At 68.5% G+C, this 18,390-nt stretch carries 21 protein-coding genes; 5 read left to right on the top strand and 16 right to left on the bottom strand.

The window, feature by feature from the left end; all coding sequences use genetic code 11:
- From rpl16 to rpsJ, 9 genes are all read right to left on the bottom strand, one after another.
- Positions 1-167: large ribosomal subunit protein uL16 (rpl16, locus tag ON34_RS03390; RefSeq protein WP_040774087.1), on the bottom strand; the 167-nt coding region annotated here is incomplete at its 3' end.
- 3 nt (positions 168-170) lie between these two features.
- On the bottom strand, positions 171-965 hold the full coding sequence (gene rpsC, locus ON34_RS03385) for a 30S ribosomal protein S3 (protein WP_040774085.1): 795 nt from the start codon (positions 963-965) through the stop codon (positions 171-173).
- The gene (gene rplV / locus ON34_RS03380) at positions 966-1,367 is read right to left on the bottom strand and encodes a 50S ribosomal protein L22 (protein ID WP_040774082.1); all 402 of its coding nucleotides are present in this window, start codon (positions 1,365-1,367) and stop codon (positions 966-968) included.
- Positions 1,364-1,645: a 30S ribosomal protein S19 gene (rpsS, locus tag ON34_RS03375; RefSeq protein WP_040774078.1), complete on the bottom strand. Its 282-nt coding sequence runs from the start codon at positions 1,643-1,645 to the stop codon at positions 1,364-1,366. The genes rplV and rpsS overlap by 4 nt, the downstream gene beginning before the upstream one ends.
- A 15-nt stretch (positions 1,646-1,660) precedes the next feature.
- A complete protein-coding gene (gene rplB, locus ON34_RS03370) occupies positions 1,661-2,497 on the bottom strand; it encodes a 50S ribosomal protein L2 (protein WP_040774076.1) in 837 nt (278 codons plus the stop codon).
- A gap of 33 nt (positions 2,498-2,530) precedes the next feature.
- Positions 2,531-2,836 (bottom strand): 50S ribosomal protein L23, encoded by a 306-nt coding sequence (gene rplW, locus ON34_RS03365; protein ID WP_011207266.1) that lies wholly within the window; start codon positions 2,834-2,836, stop codon positions 2,531-2,533.
- Positions 2,833-3,507, bottom strand: a complete 675-nt coding sequence (gene rplD, locus ON34_RS03360) for a 50S ribosomal protein L4 (protein WP_040774075.1) — start codon at positions 3,505-3,507, stop codon at positions 2,833-2,835. Before rplD ends, rplW begins: the two co-directional genes overlap by 4 nt.
- On the bottom strand, positions 3,504-4,169 hold the full coding sequence (gene rplC / locus ON34_RS03355) for a 50S ribosomal protein L3 (RefSeq protein ID WP_040774072.1): 666 nt from the start codon (positions 4,167-4,169) through the stop codon (positions 3,504-3,506). Before rplC ends, rplD begins: the two co-directional genes overlap by 4 nt.
- Positions 4,170-4,183: 14 nt before the next feature.
- Positions 4,184-4,489, bottom strand: a complete 306-nt coding sequence (gene rpsJ, locus ON34_RS03350) for a 30S ribosomal protein S10 (protein WP_003938093.1) — start codon at positions 4,487-4,489, stop codon at positions 4,184-4,186.
- Positions 4,490-4,997: 508 nt separating this feature from the next.
- On the opposite strand from rpsJ, the gene ON34_RS03345 reads away from it, so the two are divergent.
- Positions 4,998-5,474 (top strand): hotdog fold domain-containing protein, encoded by a 477-nt coding sequence (locus tag ON34_RS03345; RefSeq protein WP_040774065.1) that lies wholly within the window; start codon positions 4,998-5,000, stop codon positions 5,472-5,474.
- Between the two features lie 113 nt (positions 5,475-5,587).
- Here ON34_RS03345 and ON34_RS03340 read toward each other — a convergent pair whose 3' ends face one another.
- Both ON34_RS03340 and ON34_RS03335 read right to left on the bottom strand, forming a co-directional pair.
- Positions 5,588-6,523, bottom strand: coding sequence for a lipase family alpha/beta hydrolase (locus ON34_RS03340; protein ID WP_040774063.1), 936 nt, complete (start codon positions 6,521-6,523; stop codon positions 5,588-5,590).
- A 15-nt stretch (positions 6,524-6,538) separates the two neighbouring features.
- A complete protein-coding gene (locus ON34_RS03335; protein WP_040774103.1) occupies positions 6,539-7,543 on the bottom strand; it encodes an alpha/beta hydrolase in 1,005 nt (334 codons plus the stop codon).
- 236 nt (positions 7,544-7,779) lie between these two features.
- Between ON34_RS03335 and ON34_RS03330 the strand changes: the two genes are divergently transcribed.
- Positions 7,780-8,967 (top strand): lycopene cyclase family protein, encoded by a 1,188-nt coding sequence (locus ON34_RS03330; protein WP_040774061.1) that lies wholly within the window; start codon positions 7,780-7,782, stop codon positions 8,965-8,967.
- Between the two features lie 412 nt (positions 8,968-9,379).
- Here the strand turns inward: ON34_RS03330 and ON34_RS03320 are convergent, their stop codons facing one another.
- From ON34_RS03320 to ON34_RS03310, 3 genes are read right to left on the bottom strand one after another with little or no spacing between them, the layout of a single operon-like run.
- On the bottom strand, positions 9,380-10,246 hold the full coding sequence (locus tag ON34_RS03320) for an ABC transporter permease (RefSeq protein WP_040774057.1): 867 nt from the start codon (positions 10,244-10,246) through the stop codon (positions 9,380-9,382).
- Positions 10,243-11,025, bottom strand: coding sequence for an ABC transporter permease (locus ON34_RS03315; protein WP_051022110.1), 783 nt, complete (start codon positions 11,023-11,025; stop codon positions 10,243-10,245). The genes ON34_RS03320 and ON34_RS03315 overlap by 4 nt, the downstream gene beginning before the upstream one ends.
- A 38-nt stretch (positions 11,026-11,063) precedes the next feature.
- On the bottom strand, positions 11,064-12,047 hold the full coding sequence (locus tag ON34_RS03310) for a daunorubicin resistance protein DrrA family ABC transporter ATP-binding protein (RefSeq protein ID WP_040774100.1): 984 nt from the start codon (positions 12,045-12,047) through the stop codon (positions 11,064-11,066).
- A gap of 430 nt (positions 12,048-12,477) precedes the next feature.
- Between ON34_RS03310 and ON34_RS03305 the strand changes: the two genes are divergently transcribed.
- Entirely contained in the window at positions 12,478-14,001 is a 1,524-nt protein-coding gene (locus ON34_RS03305; protein WP_083889117.1) for an aldehyde dehydrogenase family protein, read from the top strand.
- Between the two features lie 9 nt (positions 14,002-14,010).
- On the opposite strand, the gene ON34_RS03300 is transcribed toward ON34_RS03305, so the two are convergent.
- On the bottom strand, positions 14,011-15,249 hold the full coding sequence (locus ON34_RS03300) for a TetR/AcrR family transcriptional regulator (RefSeq protein ID WP_051022109.1): 1,239 nt from the start codon (positions 15,247-15,249) through the stop codon (positions 14,011-14,013).
- A 127-nt stretch (positions 15,250-15,376) separates the two neighbouring features.
- Between ON34_RS03300 and ON34_RS03295 the strand changes: the two genes are divergently transcribed.
- Together ON34_RS03295 and ON34_RS03290 are read left to right on the top strand one after the other, a co-directional pair.
- The gene (locus ON34_RS03295; RefSeq protein ID WP_083889116.1) at positions 15,377-16,198 is read left to right on the top strand and encodes an enoyl-CoA hydratase; all 822 of its coding nucleotides are present in this window, start codon (positions 15,377-15,379) and stop codon (positions 16,196-16,198) included.
- 48 nt (positions 16,199-16,246) lie between these two features.
- Entirely contained in the window at positions 16,247-17,272 is a 1,026-nt protein-coding gene (locus ON34_RS03290) for an SDR family oxidoreductase (RefSeq protein WP_040774052.1), read from the top strand.
- An 84-nt stretch (positions 17,273-17,356) separates the two neighbouring features.
- Here ON34_RS03290 and ON34_RS03285 read toward each other — a convergent pair whose 3' ends face one another.
- Positions 17,357-18,346 carry an alpha/beta hydrolase gene (locus ON34_RS03285; protein WP_051022108.1) on the bottom strand — a complete coding sequence of 330 codons (990 nt, stop codon included), beginning with the start codon at positions 18,344-18,346 and terminating at the stop codon, positions 17,357-17,359.
- Between the last annotated feature and the right edge of the window lie 44 nt (positions 18,347-18,390).

The following is an 18,390-nucleotide window of genomic DNA, read 5'->3' as shown; positions in this document are numbered from 1 at the left end:
CGAGTCATCGCGATACGCGCCGACTCGATCTGCCGGTTGGTGACGTAGCCCGGCTCCAGCGCCTGGATGCCGTACTCGCCGAACGCCACCGAGGTGCCGCCCTTGGCCATGCCGGAACGGCCCGGGTGATGCTGCTTGCGGTGCTTCACCTTACGAGGCATCAGCATGCGTCAGCCCTCCTGTGTCTCTGCCGGCGCGTCGGCCACCGCGGTGGCGGCGCGCCCGGCCTCGGTGCTGGTCGCCGTGGTGCCGGCGGAACCGGACCGACGCGGGCGGCTCGGCCGCTCCCGGCGCGGACGCTCGGGCGCGGCGGCAGCGGCGGCCAGCTCACGCTTGCCACCGACGATGTCGCCCTTGTAGATCCAGACCTTCACGCCGATGCGACCGAAGGTGGTCTTGGCCTCGTAGAGGCCGTAGTCGATGTCGGCGCGCAGCGTGTGCAGCGGCACCCGACCCTCGCGGTAGAACTCCGAGCGCGACATTTCCGCGCCGCCGAGGCGGCCGGAGCACTGCACCCGGATGCCCTTGACGTTCGGCGAACGCATGGCCGACTGGATGGCCTTGCGCATCGCTCGACGGAACGCCACACGGTTGGACAACTGCTCCGCGACGGCCTGGGCGACCAGCTGCGCATCCGACTCGGGGTTCTTGACCTCGAGGATGTTCAGCTGCACCTGCTTGCCGGTGAGCTTCTCCAGCTCGGCGCGGATGCGGTCGGCCTCGGCGCCGCGGCGGCCGATCACGATGCCGGGACGCGCGGTGTGGATGTCCACCCGAACGCGGTCACGGGTGCGCTCGATCTCGACCTTGGAGATGCCCGCCCGCTCCATGCCGGTGGCCAGCAGCTTGCGGATCGCGACGTCTTCCTTCACGTAGTCCGCGTACTGCTTGTCCGCGTACCAACGCGACTTCCAGTCGGTGGTGATACCGAGGCGGAAGCCGTGGGGGTTGATCTTCTGTCCCATTTACTTTGCCCCTCCCTTCCGGCGGTTACGAGTGGATCCACCGGCGGTGGGGATGCTCTCGACCTCGATGGTGATGTGGCTGGTGCGCTTGCGGATGCGGAACGCACGGCCCTGGGCACGGGGCTGGAACCGCTTCATGGTGGCGCCCTCGTCGACGTAGGCCGTCGAGATGACCAGCGTGGCCGGGTTCAGGCCGAGGTTGTTCTCGGCGTTGGCCGCGGCGCTGGCGACGACCTTGGCGACCGGCTCGCTCGCGGCCTGGGGCGCGAACTTCAGCAGGGCGAGGGCGTCCTCGACGCGCTTGCCGCGGACCAGGTCCACGACACGGCGTGCCTTCATCGGGGTGACGCGAACGTACTTGGCGGTCGCGCGCGCAGTCGGGTTCTGAGTCTCAGTCGTCATCGCCGCTTGCTCTTCCGGTCTTCCTTGACGTGGCTCTTGAACGTCCTGGTCGGCGCGAACTCACCGAGCTTGTGCCCGACCATGGACTCCGAGACGAACACCGGCACGTGCTTGCGGCCGTCGTGGACGGCGAAGGTGTGCCCGATGAAATCGGGGATGATGGTCGAACGACGCGACCAGGTCTTGATGACCTGCTTGGTGCCCTTCTCGTTCTGCACGTCCACCTTCTTGAGGAGGTGGTCGTCGACAAACGGGCCTTTCTTGAGGCTGCGTGGCATTTCTTACCTCCTCCTTCAGCGCTTCTTGCCGGTCTTGCGGCGGCGGACGATGAGCTTGTCGCTCGGACGGTTGGGCTTGCGGGTGCGGCCTTCCGGCTGACCCCACGGCGAGACCGGGTGGCGACCACCGGAGGTCTTGCCCTCACCACCACCATGCGGGTGGTCGACCGGGTTCATGACGACACCACGGACCGTGGGGCGGCGACCCTTCCAGCGCATGCGGCCGGCCTTGCCCCAGTTGATGTTCGACTGCTCGGCGTTGCCGACCTCGCCGACGGTGGCGCGGCAGCGCACGTCGACGCGGCGGATCTCGCCGGAGGGCATACGCAGCGTGGCGTAGGGGCCTTCCTTACCGAGCAGCTGGATGCTCATACCGGCCGAGCGGGCCAGCTTGGCGCCGCCGCCCGGACGCAGCTCCACCGCGTGGATGGTGGTACCGGTCGGGATGTTGCGCAGCGGCAGGTTGTTGCCCGGCTTGATGTCGGCCGTCGGGCCGGACTCGATGCGGGTGCCCTGCGACACGCCCTTGGGGGCGATGATGTAGCGCTTCTCGCCGTCCACGTAGTGCAGCAGCGCGATGTTCGCGGTCCGGTTCGGGTCGTACTCGATGTGCGCGACCTTGGCCGGGATGCCGTCCTTGTCCAGGCGACGGAAGTCGATCAGACGGTAGGCACGCTTGTGACCGCCGCCGCGGTGGCGGGTGGTGATCCGGCCGTGGGCGTTGCGGCCGCCGGACTTGGACAGCGGGCGCAGCAGCGACTTCTCCGGGGTCGACCGGGTGATCTCGGCGAAGTCCGAGACGCTGGCGCCACGACGGCCCGGCGTTGTCGGCTTGTACTTACGGATTGCCATGAGTTCTTCTCTGCTTTCTGGAATCCCGGGCGCTTACGCGACCGGGCCTCCGAAGATCTCGATGGGCTTGCTGTCGGCCGAGATGGTCACGAGCGCGCGCTTGGTGTTCTTGCGCTTGCCGTAACCGAAGCGGGTCCGCTTGCGCTTGCCCTGACGGTTGGCGGTGTTGACGCTGGTCACCTTCACACCGAAGACCTTCTCCACGGCGATCTTGATCTGCGTCTTGTTGGAGTCCGGGTGCACCAGGAAGGTGTAGGTGCCTTCCTCGATCAGTCCGTAGGACTTCTCGGAGATGACCGGCGCCAGCAGAATGTCGCGGGGGTCGGCGATGGTGGTCACTTGCTCTCCTCCTGTGCAGCCTCGGCCGGGCCGTGCACGAACGCGTTGAGCGCCTCGACGCTGAACACCACGTCGTCGCTGTTGAGCACGTCGTAGGTGTTGAGCTGGTCCGGAGCGATCGGGTGCACGTTCTCCAGGTTCGCCACGCTCTTCCACGCGGCGACGTCCTCGCGGCCGACCACGACCAGGAACTTCTTGCGGTCCGACAGCTCGGACAGGAAGGTCTTGGCGGTCTTGGTGGACGGGGTCTGGCCGGCCACCAGTTCGGTGATCACGTGGATGCGCTCGTTGCGGGCCCGGTCGGACAGGGCGCCACGCAGGGCGGCGGCCTTCATCTTCTTGGGCAGGCGCTGGCTGTAGTCGCGCGGCTGCGGGCCGTGCACGGTGCCACCGCCGGTGAACTGCGGCGCGCGGGTCGAACCCTGGCGGGCGCGACCGGTGCCCTTCTGCCGGTAGGGCTTCTTGCCGCCACCGCGCACCTGGCCGCGGGTCTTGGTCGCGTGGGTGCCCTGGCGGGCCGCGGCCTGCTGGGCCACGACGACCTGGTGCATCAGCGCGATGTTGGCGGTCACGTCGAAGATCTCCGCGGGGAGGTCGACGGTGCCGTTGGTCTTGCCGCCGATCTCCTTGACCGGCAGCGTGAGGTTGGCCTTCTTCTCGAGGCTGGTCATGCGTGCGCACCACCCTTCACGGCGCTCTTGACGATCACGACGCCGCCCTTGCGACCCGGGATCGCTCCCTTGATCAGCAGCAGACCGTTCTCGGCGTCCACCTTGTGCACCGACAGGTTCTGCGTGGTGACCCGGTCGTTACCCATCCGGCCCGACATGCGCATGCCCTTGAACACGCGGCCGGGGGTGGCGCAACCACCGATCGAACCAGGGCGGCGGTGCACCGCCTGCGCACCGTGCGAGGCGCCCTGACCACGGAAGCCGTGGCGCTTCATGGTGCCGGCGAAGCCCTTGCCCTTGCTGGTGCCGGTGACGTCGACGTAGCTGCCCTCTTCGAACACGTCGGCGTTGATCTCCTGGCCGACCTCGAAGGTGGACGCGTCCGCGACCCGGATCTCGGCGATGTGGCGGCGCGGAGTGACACCTGCCTTGGCGAACTGGCCGGAGACCGGCTTGTTCACCTTGCGCGGGTCGATGGCGCCGAAGGCGACCTGGACGGCGCTGTAGCCGTCGCGCTCCACGGTGCGGATCTGGGTGACGACGTTCGGCCCCGCCTTGATGACGGTCACGGGAACGACGCGGTTGTTGTCGTCGAAGACCTGGGTCATGCCGAGCTTGGTGCCCAGGATGCCGGCGGCCGGCCGGTTCTTGTTGTCAGTCATTTCTCGAGTCCCCGTCACTGAATGTTGACGTCGACGCTGGCCGGCAGGTCGATGCGCATGAGCGCGTCCACCGTCTTCGGCGTCGGGTCGAGGATGTCGATAAGCCGCTTGTGCGTGCGCATCTCGAAGTGCTCGCGCGAGTCCTTGTACTTGTGCGGCGAACGGATGACGCAGTACACGTTCTTCTCGGTCGGCAACGGCACCGGGCCGACGACGCGTGCCCCGGTGCGGGTCACCGTCTCCACGATCTTGCGCGCCGATGCGTCGATCGCCTCGTGGTCATAGGCCTTGAGCCTGATGCGGATCTTTTGTCCCGCCACGCTAAGTGTCCTTTTCTCCGCTTTCCTTCGTGGTCCGGAAGCCGGCTACACCAGCCATCTGGACCACCCTCAATTTGCACAGCCCGAACACACGAAGACGTCCCAGCCCGAGTGGGTCAGGCCCGGAGGAGGCAGCCTGCGTAACCACGCAGGGCCCCCAGTCGGGCTAGATCCGACACAGTCGAGACCGCGACCGGGCATGCCCGATCCTCGCCGCTGTTCATCTGTCATGGTTCTCCGGTCCACGCGGTCGGGCGTGTCGCCCGTCCGCTCATTCCTCGGCTCCGGATCGCAACGTATCTCAGGCCTGGAACACTGTCCCGGACGTACCCACGCCAGAAACCCGGCGAGGTACACGATGGGGTACTGCTCGCCCCGCCCAGCCACCCGTTTCCCAGGGAAACGGACACGGCCCGGTGCAGGGCAACCCGAACAGTATGCCCGACGCCCCATCGACACTTCAAATCAGGTGCCGACGGAGAACTTACTTCTGAGTAAGATACCGCCCATGACGAACGAGACCGCCACCTATCGCGGCTGGAAGAAGCTGCCGGACAACCGGCTGGGCCACGCCCTGTTCTCCCTGGGGATGGTGGCCAGGGTGCCGTACTTCGGCACGGTGCTGCCGAACGTCGTCCGGCTCGAACCGGGGCTGTGCGAGGTGACCTCGCCGAAATGGTTCGGCATCCACAACCATCTGGGCACGTTCCACGCCATCGCGGCGTGCAACTTGGCCGAGGTCGCGATGGGGATGCTCAGCGAGGCTACCGTTCCCGCGACACACCGGTGGATTCCGAAGGCGATGAACGTGCAGTACCTGGCCAAGGCCGAGACCGGTCTGCGCGCCGTCGCGAAGCTGACCGAGGTACCCGACTTCGCGACCTGCACCGATGGACGCGAACTGGTGGTGCCGGTGTCGATCTACGACAAGCACGACGTGGAGGTCGTGCACGCCGACATCACCACCTGGGTCACGCCCAAATAGACGTGACGGCCGCCGATCGGGTAAGGGCAGTTCGCCACCGACGCAACCACACGGCCCCGCCCCCGCTTTCGAGCGCAGCGAGACTGAGCATTGTCTGTTCGCGGCGCCGCAAATCAACAGGGCAGGGAGCGGGAGTCTCCTGCGAGTGCCGAGAGAACGGCCGCGGCGGTACGCGGGTCGGACAGCAATCCGCTGTGGTCGGCGGTGTTGCCGGGGCAGCCGTCCTGGAGCCACACGTTGCGGTCGCCTTCGGCGGGGGCGGCGAGCAGGGCGGTGTCCTGCGGGGTGATCACTTCGTCGGCGCGGGAGGCGATGGCCGTGTACCGGAGACCGGGCACGGTCTCGCCTCCCGCGTTCAGCCGGTTCAGCAGCGGTGACCCGACCACCTGCTGCTGTCCCGGAGTTCCGTAGACCTGGGCGGCGATCTGCGCGTTGCCCAGGCCGAGCGAGGCCAGGTCCGGGTAGCTGCCGCGCAACCCGGCCCAGGTCGAACCGCGATAGGGCGTTCCCATGGTCACCACCTGCGATACCGCGTCCGCGCCGCGAGCGCGCAGGTATTGCCTGATCACGGTGCCGCCGGTGGAATGCCCGACCAGCGCCACCCGGCTCGCCCCGGTCGCGGTCCGTACCGCTTCCACCACATCGGCGAGTTCCGCGGCCATTCGGTCGATGTCGGCCACGCCGTAGACCACGCGCCCCAGCAGGGCGGCGCCGATCGGCCCCATGCCGGGCGAGCTGGAACCGGTCTGGCCGCTCACCGCGTCGACCACGCCCGGCGCGGCGCCGAGATTCGCGGCGAACACGCAGTGCCCCTCAGCCCGCAATGCGGGCGCGAGCAAGGGGAAGCTGCGGACGGCATCGGTGCCCGACCCGTGCAACAGCACCACCGGCTCGGGCCGTGCGGGCGTGGGACGGCAGGACCAATCGTTGGCGCCGTCCAGCGCTGGCAGCTGCGGCGCGGCGACCGCGTTCGGCATGTGCAGCACCGCTGCGCAGGCGGCGGCGACCAGCAGACCGGCGATCCGCGCGGCGTACGAGCGAACAGTCATCTCGACGTCCCGGGATCAGATTCCCAGCGGGGCGGCCAGCGTGGGCCACGAGTCTTTCAACGCGTCTTCCCAGTAGCCCCAGGTGTGGGTGCCTTCCGGACGGAAGTTGTAGCGCGCGGGTATTCCCAGGCTGTCCAGCCGGGCCTTCATATTCTGCGAGCAATAATTGGTCGCCGCCTCGATGACCCCGCCGAGCACGATCTGATTCGAGAAACCCCACGCCCCGGGCAGCGAGTATTTTCCGCCGTACACGTCGTAGACCCCGGGAAGCCCATTTCCGCTGGAGATGTAGATCGATTTTCCGCGCAGCCCCTCCGCTTGCACGTACGGATCGTTGGCCCGCCACTGCGGGTCGTCCGCGGGGCCCCACATGTTGTCCATCTCCGCCCATCCCCATTCCTCGACGGTGAGCCGGATGAACTCGCGACCCACCGGGTCGCTGGTCTGCGCGCAACCGCTGTAGGCCGCGACGCTGGAGAACAGGTCACCGGTGGTCGCGGCGAGCGCGAGCGTCGTGGTACCCGACATCGAGAAGCCCGCGACCGCGTTGCGGCCGCTGGTTCCCAGATACGCGTTGATCAGCGGCGGCAGTTCGCTGCTGAGGAACGTCTTCCATTTCTGGCGCCCGAGCCTCGGGTCGTCCTTCTGCCAATCCGCGTAATAGCTGAACATCCCGCCGATCGGCGTGACCGCGTGCACGTTCTTGTCCGACAGGAATTGCATCGCATCGGTTTTCGTGGCCCAAGTGGACCCGTCACTGCCGCCCCCCGCGCCGAGCAGCAGGTACAGCACCGGGCGCGGCGCACTGGTATCCGCGGCACGCTGCACCTCGACCGGAATGTCGAGATCCATGGCGGCGGAATGCACCGTCAAGGTCAGAGTGCGAGCGCTGTGCTCCTGCACGGAAACGATAGAAGACCCCGCGGGTGCCGCGTTCACCTGCGCCGGTACGACCGCCGACGCGGCCGCGCCGACAATGGCGGCGAACAACACGAGCCAGCGGAGGTGGCTTCTTCTCATCATGCCCCTTATCCAGAATCCCGGAACGCCTCGCGTTCCGAGCTCAGGCTATGGTGTGCCGCAACGCATTTCATGACTGAAGTTGCTGGGCCACTGATTCTGGGGGCACGCGCGAAATGTAATTCGCGCACCGGGACACACACCGTTATGTGACGGATATCGCGAGACCCGAATTCCTTGGGCTCGCGTCATCGGAATAGTTGCGCTCGCGTCGGCCCAGCGGATTGAATGCCCCTATGGGTGTCAGCGCGGTCCGGGAAGTCGATGTGTGCGTGGTCGGACTCGGCCCGGCCGGGCGGGCACTCGCGCACCGCGCACTGCGGGCCGGACTGTCGGTGACCGCGATCGACCCACGCCCCGACCGCATATGGCCGCCGACCTTCTCCTGCTGGGTGGACGAACTGCCGGATTGGCTGCCGTCCAGCGCCATCGCGACCACGATCCCGGCGCCAACGGTTTGGACGAAAACCGAGCATCGGATCGACCGGCCCTACTGCGTGCTGTCCAAACCCGGTCTGCGCGCGGCGCTCCCGCTCGACGACGCCACCGTCATCGCGGGCCGCGCCACCCGGGTAGACGCGTATGAGGTGGAGCTCACCGACGGCACCGTGCACACCGCGGCAGCGGTATTCGACACCCGCGGGCTGCCCTCGCTCGGACGTCGCAGGGCGGCGAGCGCGCACGGGATCTTCGTCGACGCCGAGACGGCCGCGCCGATGATCTCCGATGGCGAGGGTCTGCTGCTGGACTGGCGGCCGGAGAACGGCGCCGGCCCCGGCGAGCCGCCGTCGTTCCTCTACGCGGTGCCGCTCGGCGACGGCACGGTGATCTTCGAGGAGACCAGTCTCGGCCTGCGCGGCGGCATGCCGCAGCACGAACTGCGCAAGCGCACGCTCCACCGCCTCGCCGCGCACGGCATCCGGCTCTCCGGCGGCGAACCCAACGAGGCGGCGCACTATCCGCTCGACCAGCCGCCGCCGCGAAAAGGCGAGGCCAGGGCGATTCCGTTCGGTTCGCGCGGCGGCATGATGCACCCGTGCACCGGCTACAGCGTGGCCGACTCACTGGCGCTGGCCGACACCGCGATCACCGCGCTGCGCCAGGGCCGTGACCCGATCGCCGCACTGTGGCCGCCGCGGGCCCGACTGGTGTATTGGATGCGCATGCGCGGCCTCTACGGCCTGGGCAGACTCACCACCGAACAGTCCATCGCCATGTTCGACGCCTTCTTCAGCGCCTCCCCGCGCGGCCAGCGCGCTTTGCTGTCCGCGCATGACGACTACACCGCCCTCGGGGCCGTGCTGTTCAACACGGTCGCGCACACCTGGCCGTTCCACTGGCGCTATGACCTGGTGGGCTGGACCAACCGGAATCGCTGGCTCGGCTACGAGTTCACCGAAACCCCGGTCGCCCCGGTGCGGTGATCCGCGGCCACCGATCTCCATTGCGTCGACAACGGTCGTCCATTAACGTCTGATTTGCCTCATGTAAGTCCAAAGGACTTGGAGGGCAAGGTCATTGAATGACCCGACAAACAGGGGGGTAATCTTGACACGCTCGCGTAAGGTTCCATCGGTTTTCGTGGCGGTCCTCGCCGCCACGGGAATTGCCGGTGTGATATCGGCACCGCTCGCCCAGGCACATCCGCAGGACGCCGATCGGCCCGTCACGCCCGCCCAGTGCGAGGCAGGCGGAGGCCACGTCCAGAGGGACGGGGTCGTGTGGGCCATATGCGTCGGCGGCCAATATGACGGGCACGTAGCCGACCTGCGTTAGGTCGGATGTGAACCACGTGAGGGCGGGCTGCGTGCCCGCCCTCACGTGGTTTCTGGCGAATCAAGCGCCGGTTTCGGCGGCGCGGCGGTAGCCACGGATAGCCGGATAGCCGAAGACGGCGATGATGCCGAGGGTCCAGGCAAGTGTCTTCAGCAGCGGTTCGGCCACCGGGCCGCCATAAGACAGGCCGCGCATGGCGTCGATGGCGCAGGTCATCGGCTGATTGCCGACCACGCTTTGCAACCATATCGGGTAGGCGTACGTCGGAGCGAACCCGGAGTTGAAGAACATCATCAGGGTGCTGATCAGGCCGATCGTGTTCACCAGCATCACGCCCTCCGACACCGTCGCCACCGCAGTGACCAGCACGGCGAACGCCACACCGAACAGCACCGGAATGCCGATCAGTGCCAACGCCGCCAGCGGTCCCTGATCGAAGCGGAAGCCGATGGTGAAGCCGACCGCGATCACGAACAGCGTGGTGACCAGCACCCGGATCGCCTCGGCGAGCAACCGACCGGTCAAGCCAGCCGCGCGATGGACCGGCATGGTCCAGAACCGGCCGAGCAGCCCCGTGAGCTTCTCCATCTTGAAGCCGAGCGCGCTGACCACCGCGCCGGACATGGCCGCGACGAGCGTGATCAGCGGAACGGTGCCGTAGACGCTCGGCTGGCCGCTGAACTGGGTGACCGGGTCGCCGAGCACGATGCGGAACATCAGCAGGGTGAGTGCCGGATACAGCAGCGTCTGGATCGTCGTCGCCGGATCGCGCGCCCACACCAGCAGCAGTCGCTTGCACTGGATCAGGCTGTGCGTGGCCCAGCTGCGGACCGACCCCTCCCGGCGCGCGGGCACTTCGGGCAGCGCCGACGGGCCGAGCCGCTCGGCGTCGCCCGCGGGCACCACGGTCCTCTGCACGGAACTCATGACCGCCTCACACTCGCCCAGATCGCCAACGGAACGAACGCCGCCGCGAGCCCGATCACCCACACCAGCGGAACCCACAACACCTGCCAGGTCACGCCGTCCGCCGCCATATCGCGCAGGGCGAAGGAGAACTGGGAGATCGGCTGGTTGCGCACGAACGGACGAATCCACTCCGGGAAGCTGCGTTCGGGCACGAACCCGCAGGAGAGCATGCCGAAGATCAGCGTCGGCAGGGTCAGGGCCTGGCTCAGCGACTCCGGGCTCTTGGTCAGGCTGCCGAGCGCGTCGGCGCCGATCGCCAACACCGTGCCGATGGCGAGGGAGAAGCCGCAGAACAGCGCCGCCTGGCCGAAACCGGCGACAAAGCGGAACCCGATGACGTGCCCGAAGATCACCGCCGCGGTGAGCGAGGTGACCGACCGGACCAGCCCGGCGCTGATGCGCGCGGAGAACGGCACCAGTGTGCCGATCGGCATGGTCTGCAATCGGGTGCTCAGCCCGGTCATCGCCTCGAACGCGGCCACCTGCGCGTTCGACATCATGGTGAAGGCCATGGTCTGCAGCACGATGATCGGCATGACGTACTGCGCGTAGTCGATGCCCTGGAACTTCATCACGTAGCGCAGCGGCAGGTAGAACCCGACGGTGAAGACCAGCGGCGTGATCACCGCGGCGATCAGCTCGCCTTTGGTCGCCATGGTGCGCACGATGCGGCCGGTCAGCGCGCGCCACTGCGCGAAGGCCGAGGGCCGCGCCGCGGGCAGGTCGGCGAACAGCATCGCCGCGGCCGGTGTGCTCTCCGGAGCGGTCGCAGCGGTCACGCGTGACCGCCCGAGTGGCCGGTGATGGACAGGAACACGTCATCGAGCGAGGGGCGGCGCAACGCGATGTCGGCCAGCTCCACGCCCGCGCTGTCGAGCCTGCGCAACGCCTCGGTCAGGGTCACCGCGCCCTCGGGCGCCGGGATGGACAGCCGATCGCCGCCGTTCAGGTCGGCCATGACCGCGGGCGGCACCAGGTCGCCGAGCGCGTACGCGGCGGTGCGCAGCTTGGTCGGATCCAGCGGGACCACCTCGCAGTAGCTGCCGCCGGTCTTCTCCTTGAGTTCGTCGGCGGTGCCCTCGGCGATCACCGTGCCCTTGTCGATCACGATGATGTTGTCGCTGAGCACGTCGGCTTCCTCGAGGTACTGCGTGGTGAGCAACACGGTGATGCCCTGCTCCTTCAGCCCGGTCACCAGATCCCAGACGCCCTGGCGGCTGCGCGGGTCGAGGCCGGTGGTCGGCTCGTCGAGGAACACCACCTCGGGCCGCACGACCAGACCGCAGGCGATGTCGACGCGGCGGCGCATGCCGCCCGAATAGTGGCGCACCGCACGGCGGCCCGCGCTCACCAGATCGAATTCCTCGAGCAGCGTGTCGGCGCGCTTGCGGGCCGCGCGCGTGCCGAGGCCCATCAGCCTGCCGAACAACTCCAGGTTCTCCCGGCCGGAGAGGTTCTCGTCCAGCGCCGCGTACTGCCCGGTCATCATGATCGACCGGCGCACACCGGCCGGGTCCTTCAGCACGTCGTGCCCGGCGACCACGGCGGTGCCGGAGTCGGGGCGCAACAGGGTGGCGAGGACCTTGACCGTGGTCGTCTTGCCCGCGCCGTTGGGGCCCAGGATGCCGAGGACGGAGGCGCGTTCGGCGACGAAGCTGATGCCTTGCAGCGCATGCACGTCGCCGAATGACTTGCGGACGTCCGCTACCCGGACCGCTGGCTCACCCGCACGCGAATCTGCTTGGTTGGAACTCGGCATCAACTCTCCACTATCGGCCGGTGCGGCGACGAGGTCGCCCGAGCGCATGCTTGCGCTCGGATTGGTGATCCGTCGCGCTCGGCGTGATGTTACCGGCCCGCTCGCCGCGGCTTTCGCCTCGCGCGGATACCTGGGCGGCGCGGCCGGACGAAGTCCGTCCACAGCCCGCGCCGGGCCGAGCGAAGGCGAGGCGGCGGCCCACTCGGGCGCCCATCAATTGTGTCCTTACTCACATTTCCCGCTCCCAGTTCGTCACGCAAGGAATCCACGCTGGTGAGGACGATCCGGGGCGTCCAAGTGCTGGGGGCGCAGCCTTGTCGGCCCGCCGCACCTGCCCATAGTCTGCACTGTGGGGGACCACACTCACTCGTCCGCGGCTGCGCCCCGCTGAGCGGTCCGCACGCTGGTTTCGACACTGCGAGAGGTGATCATGGCCGAGTCCGCGCAGCCATGGGTGGCGGCGCGTCCGGGAGGAACGGGCCGAACGAACGTGCTCACGTCTTACGATCCGCGCACCGGCGAGGTCGTCGGCAACTATGCCGTGATGGGCAGCGGTGAACTGAACCGCGCCGTGCGCACCGCCCGCGCCGCCGAAAAGTGGTGGGCCGAGCTGGGATTCAGCACTCGCAGGCGCTGGCTGCTGGATTGGAAGCGCGATATCGCCCGGCGCTCGGGCGAATTGGTCGCCCTGCTGTGCGAGGAGACCGGAAAACCGGAGGTGGACGCCGCGATCGAGGTGATGCTCGCGGTGGAGAACCTGGATTGGGCCGCGCGCAACGCCGCCCGCGCGCTGGACCGGCGGCGCATCGGTTCCAGCTGGCTGAGCCGCAATCAGCGGGCCTCGGTCGGCTACCTGCCGCTGGGCGTGGTCGGGGTGCTCGGGCCGTGGAACAATCCGGTATTCACTCCGATGGGTTCGATCGCCTACGCGATGGCCGCTGGCAATGCGGTGGTCTTCAAGCCGCACGAGCTCACCACCGGCGTCGGAGTGTGGCTGGCCGACAGCTGGGCCCGGCTGGCGCCGAATCAACCGGTGCTGCAGGTGGTCACCGGCGACAGCGCGACCGGCACGGCGCTGTGCCGGGCCAAGGTCGACAAGATCGCCTACGCGGGCCCGGAGGCGGGCGCCCGCGAGGTCATCGCGGCGTGCGCGCGGACCATGACGCCGGTCGTCGTCGAGCGCAGCGGCAAGGGCAGCATGGTCGTGCACGTGGACGCGAAGCTCGACGACGCCGCCGAGGCCGCGGTGTTCGGCGCGATGGCCAACGCCGGGCAGAACGCCACCGGCATCCAGCGAGCCTACGTCGCCCAGTCGGTTTACGACCGCTTCCTGGAACTGGTCGCCGACCAGGCTCGCAGGCTGCGGCCGGGCGCGGACCGCAAGGCGTCCTACGGCCCGATGATCATGGAGTCACAGGTCGACGTGGTGCGCAGGCAGGTGCGCGACGCGGTGGCCCGCGGCGGACGCGCGGTGGTCGGCGGGCTGGACTCGATCCGCGAGCCCTACATCGAGCCGATCGTGCTGGCCGAGGTGCCGGAGGAGAGCAGCGCCATCACCGGCGAGGGCATCGGCCCGGTGCTGATCGTGAACAAGGTGGCGAGCATGGACGACGCCGCCGAACGGATCAACGCGGTCGGCACCGACGTCGCGGTGTCGGTGTTCACCCGGGACGTGCACGAGATCGAGGCGTTCGCCGAGCGGCTGCGGGTCGGGGTGGTGACGATCAACTCCTCCACCGCCTACGCGGGCATCCCGGCGTTGCCCTTCGGCGGCGTCGGCGAGTACGGGCAGGGCCACAGCCACGGCGACCAGGGCCTGCGCGAGTTCAGCAGGACACTGGCCATCGCGCGGAAGCGATACCAGGCGCCGGTGAACCTGTCCACGTTCGACCGGCACCCGCGCCACCTGCGGCTGGCCCGAACGATCTTCCGGATCCGGCACGCACGCACCTGAGCCGCGGGCTCAGCCGAGCAGCACCGCGTCCATCAGCGCCGTGACGCGCGCGAGTTGCGCTGGGCGGGCATCGAATCGGATCAGCATGCCCACGTCGATCACCTGGCCGATCGCGGCGTGCACGCGGAAGCGCGCCTCCACCGGGTCGCCGTCGAGCAGGTTGGCCCACTCCAGCACGTTCTGGCGCTGGATGGCGCGCAGCTTGTGCTGTTCGGACTGCGGCAGGTTGCTGAATTCGGCGTAGTAGACCGGCATGATCTCGGGCATGGCGAAGCTGAGCTTGGCGTAGCGGTCGGCCAGGCGCCGGGCCGCGTCCTCCCGGCTGGTCGCCTCGGCCAGCGCCTCGGTGATCGCGATGGCCAGCCGGTCGCCGGTGCGGTAGAAAGCCGCGGCGAGCAAGTCGGACTTGCTCGCGAAGTACCGGTACACGCTGGAGGCGTTGATCCCGACGGCGGCGCCGATCTCCTCGATGCTCGCCTCGTGGTAGCCCTGCCTGCCGAAGATCCGGATCGCCTCGGTGAGCAGCTGTTCCCGCTTCGAGGTCACCGGGATGCCGCGGACCGGGGAACCAGGGTCGGGCTCGGCCGGGGCGGCAGGCAGTTCGGTCCGCAGGACGGCCCAGGCCATCTCGTGCAGCAGGGGAAGCAGTCTGGCACTCGACAGCGCGGTGCGGTGCGCCGCGATGCTCGCTATCGCGCTCAGCACACCCGCGGCCAGCATCGCCACATCCGCGGGCGGCGCGGTGGGCCGCAGCAGTGCGATCGGCGCGGCGAGGGTGTTGTTCAGGTCGTCGTAGATCTGCTTGATCCGAACGCGGTCGTCGCGTTCGAGGTAACGCCGTTCCCAGCGGTAGAGCCCGGCTTCGCGGCGGATCTCGATGGTGTGCTCGCTGATCGCGCGGATCAGGGCGTCCAGGCGCTGCGCTGGGTCGAGACGTGCGTCGTCGGCGGATCGGGCGACGGTCAGCAGATGCCGTGCGCCCTCCTCGGCGGCCGCCACCAACAGCGCGTATTTGTTCGTGAAATGCCGATACAGCGCGGGACCGGAGATCCCGACCTCCGCGGCGATCTCGTCCACACCCACCGGGTAGTACCCGCGTTCGCTGAACGCTCGCGCGGCGGCGCGGATGATCTGCACCTTGCGGTCCTTGGGGCGGCGCCGCACCCGCGGTGCGCCCTCCGCACCCGCCCGGCTTCCCGGGTCGGGCCGCGCGGGAGCGAGACCGATCTCGCTGCGATCCGCGACCATGCACCTCTCCGTTCTCCGGCGGCGCTGGTTGACAGCGCCCGACAATGGAACCTAAGTTAACCACAATTCGCAAAGTTAACCAGTATTCATGGCCCGGCAGCCGCCGAATTCCAGCGTAGGAGCGAACATGAGCAACACCGATTCCGTGGATGCCGCCGACGTGCCGGTGGCCGCGGCTGGGTTCACCGCGGTCAAGGACGGCAAGGTGCTCCGGGTCACGATCACCAAGCCGAAGCGCAAGAACGCCATCGACTACGACACGATGGTCGCGCTCGGGGACGCCTTCCACGCCGCGGCCGAGGACCGCGCGGTGCGCGTGGTCGTCCTGACCGGTGAGGGCGGGGATTTCTGCACCGGCGCCGACCTGTCGGCCAGCGCCGACGAGGCGCGCCGCGGCATCACCTCCGACATGGTGATGGACGCGGCGAACCGGCTGGTCCGCGCCATCGTCGACGCGCCGGTCCCGGTGATCGCGCGCATCCGGGGCGCCGCCGCGGGCGTCGGCGTCGGCATCGCGCTGGCCGCCGACCTCGTCTATGCCAGCGAGGATTCCTACCTGCTGCTGGCTTTCATCAACATCGGCTTGATGCCCGACGGCGGTGCGGCCGCGCTGGTCGCCGCGGCGGCGGGCCGCCCGCTCGCCGCGCGGATGGCGCTGCTCGGCGAGCGGCTGCCCGCTCCTGCCGCGAAGGCGGCCGGATTGTTCACGGCGGTCGTCCCCGATGACGAACTCGACGACGCGGTCGCGCAAGCCGTCGCGAAGATCGCTTCGGGACCGCGCCGCGCGCTGGAACTCACCAAGCAGGCGCTGAACCAGGCCACGCTGACCTCGCTGGACGCGGCGCTGGCCGCCGAAAAGGCCGGGCAGACCGAGTTGTTGCGGTCTGCGGATTTCGTCGAGGGCGCCACGGCGATGCTCACCAAGCGCAAGCCCGTCTTCGCCGACTGATCGGCCCGCCGCGAGGAACCCGGCGACAGGCGACTATGTTCATCGGCTATGACTTACCTGGTTACCGGGGCAACTGGGTTCATCGGTCGGTTCCTCATCCCCGAGCTGCTGAAACGCGAGGGTGACATCCATGTACTGGTCCGGCCGGGCGACGCCTCGGCCGACCGGTTCGCCTGCTGCGCACAGGAATGGGCGGGCGGCGATCGCGTCCGCATGGTGCGCGGCGATCTCGGCGCCCCCGGGCTCGGCATCGACCCGACGTGGCTGGCGCGGCATCGCGGCGGCATCGAGCACGTCTTCCACTTGGCGGCCAGCTACGACCTGACCGAGCGCGGCGGCGGGACCCGGCATCTGGTCGACGTCGCCGAGGAGCTGAACGCCGAGCTGCTGCATCATGTTTCGACCGTGGAGGTGGCCGGGTCCAGCGAGGGCCTGTTCACCGAGGACATGTTCGACCGCGGTCAGTCGCTGGCAACGCCGATGCAGCGGGCCAAGTTCGAAGCCGAGCGGATCGTGCGGGAATCCTCGCTGCGCTGGCGCATCTATCGTCCGTCGATCGTGATCGGCCATTCCAGGACCGGCGAGATCGATCGCATCGACGGGCCCTACTACTTCTTCCGCCTGCTGCGCATGGGCGCACAACTGCCCAGGCTGCTGCCGGTGCTGGTGCCCAAGCTCGGCGAGACCAACATGGTCCCGGTCGATTTCGTCGCGCGTGCCCTGGACCACATCGCGCACCAGCCCGGCTCGGACAAGATCACCTACCACCTGGTGGACCCGCGCAGGCAGAGCGCGGTCGAGGCACTCAACCTGTTCGCCGACGAGGCGGGCGCGCCGCACCTGGTGGAGGTGATGCCCAAACGCACCCTCGACATGATGCTGCGCGTCCCCGGCGCCAACTGGCTGCTGCCCCGTGTCGGCGTTCCGCTGGATGTCCTGGAGCACAGCGAATTCACCTGCTGGTTCGACTGCCGCCACACCAGCGCGGCGCTCGCGGGCAGCGACATCAAGGTCCCGCCCCTGGACGCCTACGCGCCGCGGATCTGGAAGTACTGGATCGAGAACTGGGTCTGAAACAGCCGACCGCCTGGTTGCCTAAGGTGGGCAACCAGGCGGTCGGCGTGGTTGGCGACGGGTGATCCCGATCGGGTCAGCGGCTCAGATGCCGAGGCCGCGCTGGAGCACCGGCCACGAACGCTGGAACTCGTCGCGCCAGTAACCCCACGAGTGGGTGCCCGAGTCGCGGAAGTTGTAGGTGGCCGGGATACCCAGCTGGTCCAGCTTGGTCTTCAGGTTGTGCGTGCAGTAGTTGGTGCCCGCCTCGATCACGCCGCCGATGATGATCTGGTTGGCCAGACCGTAGGGGCCGGGGAGGGCGTACTGGCCGTTGAGCGTGTCGTGCTCGCCGGGCAGGCCGTTGCCGGTGGAGATGTAGAGGTCGAGCCCGCGCAGCCCCTCGGCGTGCACGTACGGGTCGTTGGCCACCCACTCCGGCCCGCCCTCGGGACCCCACATGTTCTCGGTGTTGCCGCCGCCCCAGGTCTCCACGGTCAGCTTCACGAATCGCGAACCGACCGGGTCACTGGTCTGCGCGCAGCCGCTGTAGGCCGCGGCCGCCTTGTACAGGCCCGGCTTGGCGATCGGCAGCGCGAGCACCGTGGTGCCCGAGGTGGACAGGCCCGCGATGGCGTTCACGCCGTTGGTGCCGAGCGCGCCATCGATCAGCGGGGGCAGCTCCTCGGTGAAGAAGGTCTTCCACTTGTTGCGGCCCAGTACCGGGTCGTCCTTGATCCAGTCGGTGTAGTAGCTCCACTTGCCGCCGATCGGCTGGATCACGTTGACATTCTTGTCCGACAGGAATTGCAGCGCGTCGGTCCTCGCCTGCCAGGAGGCGTCGTCCTCGCCGCCGCCCGCGCCGTTGAGCAGGTACAGCGTGGGACGCGGCACGGACGCGTCGGCCGGGCGCTGGACGTCGATGATGACCTTCTCGTCCATCGCCGCCGAGTAGACGTACAGCCGGATGCTGCGCGCGTCCTTGTACTCGGCCTTGGTGATACGCGAACCGTCCGGGGCGACCGGGTTGGCCAGCAGCGTCTTCGAATCGATGATCGGGTCAGCTGTCGCACTGGACGCGCCGAGACCGGTCATGACTCCCGCGAGCACTGCCGTTGCCGCGATCGCTGCCGCGGCAC

Source organism: Nocardia pneumoniae NBRC 100136 (assembly GCF_000308755.1).
GTDB classification, from domain to species: domain Bacteria; phylum Actinomycetota; class Actinomycetes; order Mycobacteriales; family Mycobacteriaceae; genus Nocardia; species Nocardia pneumoniae.
The sequence above is the reverse complement of the archived record's forward strand: the minus strand, read 5'-3'. Positions and strand labels throughout refer to the sequence as shown.

Excerpts from the sequence above, each read along its gene's own strand:
- rpsC (WP_040774085.1), bottom strand. The coding sequence starts at position 965 with ATGGGACAGAAGATCAACCCCCACGGCTTCCGCCTCGGTATCACCACC.
- rplV (WP_040774082.1), bottom strand. The coding sequence starts at position 1,367 with ATGACGACTGAGACTCAGAACCCGACTGCGCGCGCGACCGCCAAGTAC.
- rpsS (WP_040774078.1), bottom strand. The coding sequence starts at position 1,645 with ATGCCACGCAGCCTCAAGAAAGGCCCGTTTGTCGACGACCACCTCCTC.
- rplB (WP_040774076.1), bottom strand. The coding sequence starts at position 2,497 with ATGGCAATCCGTAAGTACAAGCCGACAACGCCGGGCCGTCGTGGCGCC.
- rplD (WP_040774075.1), bottom strand. The coding sequence starts at position 3,507 with ATGACCAGCCTCGAGAAGAAGGCCAACCTCACGCTGCCGGTCAAGGAG.
- rplC (WP_040774072.1), bottom strand. The coding sequence starts at position 4,169 with ATGACTGACAACAAGAACCGGCCGGCCGCCGGCATCCTGGGCACCAAG.
- ON34_RS03345 (WP_040774065.1), top strand. The coding sequence starts at position 4,998 with ATGACGAACGAGACCGCCACCTATCGCGGCTGGAAGAAGCTGCCGGAC.
- ON34_RS03340 (WP_040774063.1), bottom strand. The coding sequence starts at position 6,523 with ATGACTGTTCGCTCGTACGCCGCGCGGATCGCCGGTCTGCTGGTCGCC.
- ON34_RS03335 (WP_040774103.1), bottom strand. The coding sequence starts at position 7,543 with ATGAGAAGAAGCCACCTCCGCTGGCTCGTGTTGTTCGCCGCCATTGTC.
- ON34_RS03330 (WP_040774061.1), top strand. The coding sequence starts at position 7,780 with ATGGGTGTCAGCGCGGTCCGGGAAGTCGATGTGTGCGTGGTCGGACTC.
- ON34_RS03320 (WP_040774057.1), bottom strand. The coding sequence starts at position 10,246 with ATGAGTTCCGTGCAGAGGACCGTGGTGCCCGCGGGCGACGCCGAGCGG.
- ON34_RS03315 (WP_051022110.1), bottom strand. The coding sequence starts at position 11,025 with ATGCTGTTCGCCGACCTGCCCGCGGCGCGGCCCTCGGCCTTCGCGCAG.
- ON34_RS03310 (WP_040774100.1), bottom strand. The coding sequence starts at position 12,047 with ATGCCGAGTTCCAACCAAGCAGATTCGCGTGCGGGTGAGCCAGCGGTC.
- ON34_RS03305 (WP_083889117.1), top strand. The coding sequence starts at position 12,478 with ATGGCCGAGTCCGCGCAGCCATGGGTGGCGGCGCGTCCGGGAGGAACG.
- ON34_RS03300 (WP_051022109.1), bottom strand. The coding sequence starts at position 15,249 with ATGGTCGCGGATCGCAGCGAGATCGGTCTCGCTCCCGCGCGGCCCGAC.
- ON34_RS03295 (WP_083889116.1), top strand. The coding sequence starts at position 15,377 with ATGAGCAACACCGATTCCGTGGATGCCGCCGACGTGCCGGTGGCCGCG.
- ON34_RS03290 (WP_040774052.1), top strand. The coding sequence starts at position 16,247 with ATGACTTACCTGGTTACCGGGGCAACTGGGTTCATCGGTCGGTTCCTC.
- ON34_RS03285 (WP_051022108.1), bottom strand. The coding sequence starts at position 18,346 with ATGACCGGTCTCGGCGCGTCCAGTGCGACAGCTGACCCGATCATCGAT.